General features: G+C 44.7%; 9 protein-coding genes and 1 pseudogene. 5 read left to right on the top strand and 5 right to left on the bottom strand.

The window, feature by feature from the left end; translation table 11 throughout:
* From QUB52_RS27910 to QUB52_RS27900, 3 genes and pseudogenes are all read left to right on the top strand, one after another.
* Positions 1-232, top strand: a 232-nt coding sequence (locus QUB52_RS27910; protein ID WP_332976315.1) for a hypothetical protein, incomplete at its 5' end; no start/stop codon positions are given.
* Positions 233-287: 55 nt separating this feature from the next.
* Positions 288-1,746 (top strand): annotated as a pseudogene (tnpC, locus tag QUB52_RS27905) (IS66 family transposase).
* A gap of 81 nt (positions 1,747-1,827) precedes the next feature.
* Positions 1,828-2,001, top strand: a complete 174-nt coding sequence (locus QUB52_RS27900) for a hypothetical protein (protein WP_332975472.1) — start codon at positions 1,828-1,830, stop codon at positions 1,999-2,001.
* A 41-nt stretch (positions 2,002-2,042) separates the two neighbouring features.
* Here the strand turns inward: QUB52_RS27900 and QUB52_RS27895 are convergent, their stop codons facing one another.
* The gene (locus QUB52_RS27895; protein WP_332975471.1) at positions 2,043-2,339 is read right to left on the bottom strand and encodes a DUF2442 domain-containing protein; all 297 of its coding nucleotides are present in this window, start codon (positions 2,337-2,339) and stop codon (positions 2,043-2,045) included.
* Between the two features lie 13 nt (positions 2,340-2,352).
* Positions 2,353-2,649, bottom strand: coding sequence for a DUF4160 domain-containing protein (locus QUB52_RS27890; RefSeq protein WP_332975470.1), 297 nt, complete (start codon positions 2,647-2,649; stop codon positions 2,353-2,355).
* A 267-nt stretch (positions 2,650-2,916) separates the two neighbouring features.
* Here QUB52_RS27890 and QUB52_RS27885 point away from each other — a divergent pair, with 267 nt between their 5' ends.
* Positions 2,917-3,384 carry a hypothetical protein gene (locus tag QUB52_RS27885; protein WP_332975468.1) on the top strand — a complete coding sequence of 156 codons (468 nt, stop codon included), beginning with the start codon at positions 2,917-2,919 and terminating at the stop codon, positions 3,382-3,384.
* Complete coding sequence (locus QUB52_RS27880; protein ID WP_332975467.1) at positions 3,374-3,805, top strand: HNH endonuclease; 432 nt, start codon at positions 3,374-3,376, stop codon at positions 3,803-3,805. Before QUB52_RS27885 ends, QUB52_RS27880 begins: the two co-directional genes overlap by 11 nt.
* Positions 3,806-4,038: 233 nt before the next feature.
* Here QUB52_RS27880 and QUB52_RS27875 read toward each other — a convergent pair whose 3' ends face one another.
* From QUB52_RS27875 to QUB52_RS27865, 3 genes are all read right to left on the bottom strand, one after another.
* Positions 4,039-5,193: a ParB/RepB/Spo0J family partition protein gene (locus QUB52_RS27875; protein ID WP_332975466.1), complete on the bottom strand. Its 1,155-nt coding sequence runs from the start codon at positions 5,191-5,193 to the stop codon at positions 4,039-4,041.
* A 117-nt stretch (positions 5,194-5,310) separates the two neighbouring features.
* A complete protein-coding gene (locus QUB52_RS27870) occupies positions 5,311-6,141 on the bottom strand; it encodes a ParA family protein (protein WP_265238864.1) in 831 nt (276 codons plus the stop codon).
* Between the two features lie 701 nt (positions 6,142-6,842).
* Positions 6,843-7,370 carry a response regulator gene (locus QUB52_RS27865; RefSeq protein WP_332975465.1) on the bottom strand — a complete coding sequence of 176 codons (528 nt, stop codon included), beginning with the start codon at positions 7,368-7,370 and terminating at the stop codon, positions 6,843-6,845.
* Positions 7,371-7,394: the final 24 nt, after the last annotated feature.

Raw genomic sequence — 7,394 nt, 5'->3', positions numbered from 1 at the left:
AACATCACTAACTACCGATAAACCAGTCAGTATAGACTCAGAAAAAACTCTCATATCTGAACCGGAAAAACCTGTAGTAACGACTGGATTTGCCGCAGAAACAACATCACTAACTACCGATAAACCAGTCAGTATAGACTCAGAAAAAACTCTCATATCTGAACCGGAAAAACCTGTAGCAGCGACTGAATATGTGGCGGAAACAACATCAGCAACTACCGACGAATTGTAAGGATTCAGGTAAAAAATAGTTCATCCAGAGCCGAAAAATATGGTAATGTAGTCAGATGAGCGAAAAGCCAGAGTTATCAGCAGCACTAAAATTAGAAATAGTTGACCAGTTGAGCCGTGAGGATCTGGTCAAAATTGTGCTAACCCAACAAAAGCTGATTGAAAAATTACAACAAGAGCTCGAAAACCTCAAAGAGAGACAGCCCAGCAATAGTAAAACATCATCGAAACCACCATCGAGCGATCTGATACAGAAATCAGAGACAGCCAAAGTTGACAACTCAAAAGAGTCAGAGTCCGAGGCAAAGCGCAAACCAGGAGGACAGCCGGGACATATCGGTAAAACCCGAAAAGGATTTGGGCGAGTAGATAGATATCAAATCAGCACTCCGGACTAAGAGTGAGCATTGTGGTAGCAGAGAATTAAGTGATGCGATTGGTTATAGCAAGCAACAAGTAGTGTGTTTAGCAGCCTTACCAATTGAAGTGGTGGAATATCAACGAGTCAAATGTCAATGTAATGAATGCGGAGCAATGGTGATGGGTGCACCAGCATCCGGGATAGTTCCAGGACAAGACTTAAGCATCGACCTACAAGCATTATTGAGCTGGTTAGGTAATTATGGGCACATATCCTATGAAAAACAACAAGAATTTCTACGGGAATTAGGTGGAATTGAAATTGGGATCGGTACTTTACAAGCAACGAATGCGCGGGTAGCTGATGCTGTAAAGCCTGCCGTTGAAGAGCTATGGAAATGGGCACCATTGCAAGCCAACGTCCATGTCGATGAAACTCCGTGGTGTGTCAAGGGAGTAAAAGAATGGTTGTGGACAGCCACAGGTCAAGATTTTTGCCTGTTTCATGCCGCAGACACTCGCAGTAGAGCCGAATTAGAGACAATGCTGGGGAACGAGTTTGCTGGTGTGTTGAGTTCCGATGATTTTAGCGTCTATAACGGTGTGATTGTGGGAGCGCAGCAGAAATGTTTAGCCCATCTACGGCGACATTTTAAGAAAGTTTTGCAAATGGGCCACGGTAATAACACTGTCGTCGCTTCTGCATTTTTGGAATTAATTGATGAGGCATTTCGACAACATCGAAAATGGCGGGAACACCCTGAAGAGCTTGATTATCACACTTGGGCAAGGGACTTTAAGACCAGGTTGGCAGAATTGTTAAATACTTGGCAAGGTCATGTTGGTCATGCTGCTGGACTGTTACTGCGCTCGTTGCGTGAGAAAGCGCAACAGTGGTGGTACTTTTTAGACCATCCATCCATTCCTCCTGATAATAATTTGGCAGAACGTTCTTTGCGATTAGCCGTGACTAAACGTAAGGTATCTGGGGGCTCCCGGTCAATGTCTCGGTTTGAACAAACTGCTGATTTGTTATCTGTGATTCAGACTTGTCGGTTTCAGGGTAAAAGCGCTATAGCTTTTTTCCGTGATGCTATATCTGCCCATTCTTGTGGCTTTTTCATGCCTTCTCTTGTTCCCCAATCAAAGACCTGAATCCTTACGACGAATTAGACAATTACCGCAAGTGCTTTAGTAAATGTAGGGAAGTGCGATCGCTCTTTTAGTATCCAAAGGTTGATCGCCCTTTACCACTTTTTCACGGGCGACGGGCGATCGCACTTTTTGGTATCGTGCCGGTCGATCGCCCTTTACTACTTTTTATCAGGTTCGGGCGATCGCTCTTTTAGTATCCAAAGGTCGATCGCCCTTTACTGCTTTTTCACGCGCGAAGGGCGATCGCTCTTTTAGTATCCAAAGGTCGATCGCCCAGCAGTATCAGGCATTGTTTCTCAGTGAGCAACATGATGTATAGATTCAATGTATCGCTCAATTTCCTCATCCGTCAAACTGATTCCATTCTGCCAAAGTTCATACTCACTAATATCGATATCCTCATTCCAAACCAGTCCATAACCACCCGGTTCAACTTTAAAACTCCTGAAAAACCCAGGATTGCGTAAGGCCGCAAACATCGGATTGTCTAATAATTTTGAAATGTCGTATTTTTTAATTTCAAGATTGGTAAACTTAACCATCAAGGTTTTATCATCAATAGCGTTAGCTGAAACAATGCGCTCAGGTTTCATAAAAAAATCACATTTATTTTAACGGTGGAAGTTTACTAAATTCTTGGCTATTCCACATATCCAGCAGTTCTTTCTGGTACAACGCAGCCCATTCTAATACCAGCTTTTGGGCCCGATTCGGTAAATCTCCTTCGATAATCTCTAAAGATTCAATCCCGATCAAAGCATTGTACTCACCGTAAACTGCGTGAAAATGAGGAGGTGGGTGATCCCCAAAGAAAATTTTGATGATAATTCCGTAAAATCGTGGGCGTTGCTTAATCAGGGTATGAAAAAGAATTAGGCAAAAATCCAGAAGCTTTGTGGACAATGGTTTTTATGATTTGCATATTTAGCCGTTCATACCGTAAATCAGCAACGCCCTTCCAGGCGTTACTGAACTTGAGTATGAATTCACATTTTTTACGCTTGAGCCAAACACAGACTGTTTGCGCCGTTGAGCTTTTGCGTAGAACTTAAGTAGTGGAACACAATTAATTACACAAAATTTTGGCTACAAGCCTTCCTCCGTAAAGAAGCTGTATGTAATTAATTCTGTGCGATTACTTAATTTATACTGTCAATCAGCAACGCCGAAATGCCAACCATAACGGCTGGTGTACTGTGTTCTCCTGCTAAAATAGCATCAAGTCTAGATAGGATAGTAATTGAGATGACATCCTTTCCAACTATTCGCGCCCAAGCGATCGCCCTCATTGACAGACTGCCAACCGAAAGGCTGACAGCCGTTGTGCAACTGCTAGAGTTTTTAGCAGAACCTTCTGAGCAAACGATCGCTTCTCAAGAAGCTTCGTTACTCCAGATTATCCAGCATTGCCTTCCAGTCGAGGAACAAAAGCAGTTAGAATCGTTGCGCGAGCGCGGAGAGTGGGGTGAACTCACTGAAGCAGAACAGCAAGAACTCATTGGCTATGAAGACTTACTAGAGCAGCAGAGGGTAGAACGCCTTAAAGCTTTGATCCAACTGGCTAAATTGAGGAATATTGATCTGACCATCCTAAATAATGAATTGAAGGAGGAGCCTCTACCTTGCCATGCCATCTGACTCCGATCGAGTTTCTGCTGCTCTTCGGCAAACGGTTGCTGAACGAGCAAAGAACTATTGTGAATATTGCCAATGCCCAGAAGACTTCTCACCCGATAGTTTTACAGTAGATCACATCAAGCCACGTCAAGCAGATGGGGAAACAACTGCCGAGAATTTAGCCTGGTCATGTTTTGGCTGCAATGGTCGCAAATATTCCAGAACAACCTACACCGATCCGCAAACGGGACAGATTGTAGCTCTCTTCAATCCTCGTCAACAGGTTTGGTCAGACAACTTTGACTGGAACGAGGGTTTTACTCAGATTATTGGCAAAACTCCCTGCGGTTCCGCAACAATTGAGGCTCTTAAACTCAATCGGCAAGGTGTGGTTAACTTACGTCGGTTGCTTGTTTCAGCAGGACTACACCCACCCAACTAAGCATAAAAACAGGTTAAATCGTTATATAACCCATTTGAGATCTCTTCCAGACTGATTACCAGAATGTTGGTTTGGACCGAATCAGTAGAATCCTAAATTTAGGCTAGACAGGTTCCCCTGTAAGGATTTCACAAAAGATGTCAAAGCGGTTCTACAGACAAAAATCTTTGTTCGTTTCTCGCACACCCCATCGCCTGTTTTCGCTTTTCTCAAAAACGCCGAGATCATTATGGTTAGGGAGAGTTTTTTGCGATCGCACTTTGTTTCAATACTGCTTCAATCTCCGCTAGTTTTTGGCGCAAAACATCCTGCAATTCCACCAGTTGGTCAACTTCAGCTTGCTCCAACATTTCTGGCGACAGCTTTTTTAAGTTCCCAGTTGCTTGCTTAACCTGCTTGAATTGCCGGACGACCTCTGGGGAATTGAGAGTAGAACTGATAATTTCCTGTACCAATCTACGAGTTTGAACTGCCGACAATTTCTCAGCGATAACTTGGGTAGTCGCATTAACTCTAATCGACTGTGCCTCGGACTCAGACAACCCCAAATTTTTAGCAGAGAGTTTAGAAAGAGCCGTTGCATGAACCCCTTTAAGTCCTAATTTTCTCATAGCCGTCTTCAGGTTATCAGCTAAAGATAGCATCGGGAAAATGTTGGCATCGATGGAAGCGGGATTGAGCTGCAAATCCAACAATCTCCCCAAAACGGCCAGCTCTTCTTCATCTAAATCTAAAGCGGTTAAACCCTGCTGCTGCTTGTCAGGCATCGCCGTCACCAACTCAGAAACTGAGTTCATGCGCTTTTGCGCGTTCAACCGCCGCACGGCTGTGGATAGAGTGCGGGGGATAATCGCAGCTTCCAAACCCGTATTGCTGGACAACTCTCGCACAATAGCCTCCGCTTTGTCGAGAGGATTGAGATCTTCCCGGTGTAGGGAAGTTAGCAGCGCTTTGCGGTGCAAAGAGGCCGGCTCTGGAATGATGACAGCTTGCAAAGTTGGCCAGCCCAAAGTTTTAGCGCTGCGCCAGCGTCGCTCTCCGTCGAAAATCACGAGTTCTCCCCTTTGAATCAAGATAATGGGTTGCAGTTGTCCGTCACTAGCGAGGGAACGGGACATGGATTCAATACTTTCCGGCAAAAATGTCTGTCTGGGTTGGTCTGGATTAGGCTGAACTTGGTCAATTGAAATGGACAGGATACCGTTGGCAGATTCTAGTTGTTCTCGCAGTGCAGTCAGTTGAGATTCCAATTCTGTTGAACCAGATTTTCGCAGTTCTTCAATTTCTGCTTTGAGTTCCTGAATCTCGGTTTCAGCTTCAGAGAGGTGCATTGACTGCTTGGCGGATGAAAAATAATTTCCTAGGTCTGGAGCTTTACGAGCGGCCATAGCGATTTTAGATTTTAGATTTTAGATTTGGATCGAAAAAAATGAGTTCATGGCTCTCCGTCAGAAACGAAGGACTCGTTTTCGCGGGGCGAGCAAGTTGTGAGTAGGAATCAAATACTATTTCTTTTTTTTGCCTTTTTTGGCAACAGCCGGAGCAACTTCATTTCCCATTAAGGTAGCCAGGTGCTTAACAATTGTTTTGAAGTCGCCTAAAGCTGGGTGAAGGGGGCGGTAAATGTGTAAGGGCAATCCTTGACCGCTGGCATTGACAAATTCTGCACTGTCCCGAATTGGTGGAAAAACGCGGATATTCATCTGCTCTAACTGTGCTGGCAATGACTCTAAAAGTTGTCGGTGGACGGCTCGTTTAGTATCGTATTGGTTGGGTACAAACCCTAAAATCTCTGGTTGGGGCTTGAGGCGTAATTGTTTGCAATGGTGGTAGTACCACTCCAGCAGGTGAGCTGCTCCTTGAATTGATTTTGGTTCGAGCTGTACGGGCACTATTATATGAGTGCAAGCGGTTAGTGCCATCAAGGGCAAGGGGCCGAGGGTAGCGGGGCAGTCGAAGATAATTAGGTCGTGTTCCAAAGGATAGTCGCTCAGGCAATCGCCTAGAAGATAAGCGCCACGTTTGTGCAGAACTAACTCGTCTGCTGTTTGTGTCAGTGTCATTCCGCCTTGACAAACGGTTACATTATTGGTGTGGGAACTCCAGGTAGGAGTAAGAGGCCAAGAGCCGTTAAAGCTTTCTCGCATTATGGCGGACAGTGTGTGTTCTGGCTCTGGCGGATTTAGACCGCAAAAAAGGGTCAGGGAGCCTTGGGGGTCGAGATCCATAATGGCTACTTTCAAACCCCTTAACCCCAGTTCGTAGGCGAGGTGAACTGAAAGTGTGGTTTTGCCAGTGCCGCCAGCATTGCTGATAACTGCTAGTCGAATTTGCATAATTTTGAATGTAGATGATTTAAGCATCATATATCGCTAGCAGACATCAGATATCAATATATGAGAAGGCATCGCCGCTAATCACCGTTCGGCCACACCTTGAAGCAGTAACTTAATATTTAGTCTGCCGAGCAAATTTGATTAAGTTTAGTAGAAGGGAAGACTGTCAAGAAAAATTTAAGTTCGATCGCCCGCTCTGCCAAACGTCATATATCGATATCTGAGGTACGGACGCTAAAAACCCAATTAACGTTGAGCACAATCTGGGGATTGGGCGATCGCCCGCTCTGCCAAACGTCATATATCGATATCTGAGGTACAGACTCTTACAGTAGAGTTAACGTTGAGTACAATTTTTGAATGGTGCGATCGCCCGCTCTGCCAAACTTCATATATTGATATATGAGGTACGACTCTCAAAACCGAGTTAATTTTGAGCACAGTCTGGGGATGGTGCGATCGCCCGCTCTGCCAAACGTCATATATCGATATCTGAGGTACAGACTCTCAAAGTAGATTTGATTTTGAGCACAGTCTGGGGATTTGGCGATCGCCCGCTCGGCCGAACGTCATATATCGATATCTGAGGTAAAGACTCTCACAGCAGAGTTAACGTTGAGCACAATTTGGGGAATAGTGCGATCGCCCGTTCTGTCAAACTTCATATATTGATATATGAGGTACAGACTCTCAAAGTAGAGTTAATTTTGAGCACAGTCTGGGGATGGTGCGATCGTACAATCAGCCGAAATGCAATTCTGAGTCAAATCGCTGATGATATCTAAACTCATATTGTCAACTAACTTGGTCAAAGCCCCAGCAATTTGTTTCTGGGAGCGGGGAATCTGTTCAATTAACAGCCTTACAACTTGCTCATCTCCACACGCCGCAGCTTTGTAAAGCTTGTGAATAAACTCCCTCGGCAGCACAGACAGCGATTCAGGAGTCAGTTGCTGGGCAGGCTCATCCTCTCTGGACTTCCTCAGTGACTTCTCCTCATAGATATAACGAACACCCAAATGAAGCGCCATCTTCTCAAAAATTACTGCGTCTCGAAACGGTTTAGCAACAAAATCATCAAACCCTGCCGATAAAGCTCGTTCTTGGGTTTGAGCAAAAGCATTAGCAGTCAAAGCAACAATCTTGGTGCTAGAACCATCAGGCAGAGCTCTAAGGGACTCGCGGACAAATAAAATACCAGTCATAATGGGATAATCGTGATATCCCATTTTGGTAAAGTTTCAGAACGTTGC

It is taken from the genome of Microcoleus sp. A6-C6 (assembly GCF_036705955.1).
Lineage (GTDB): Bacteria > Cyanobacteriota > Cyanobacteriia > Cyanobacteriales > Microcoleaceae > Microcoleus.
This window is presented reverse-complemented; position numbering and strand designations above follow the sequence as displayed.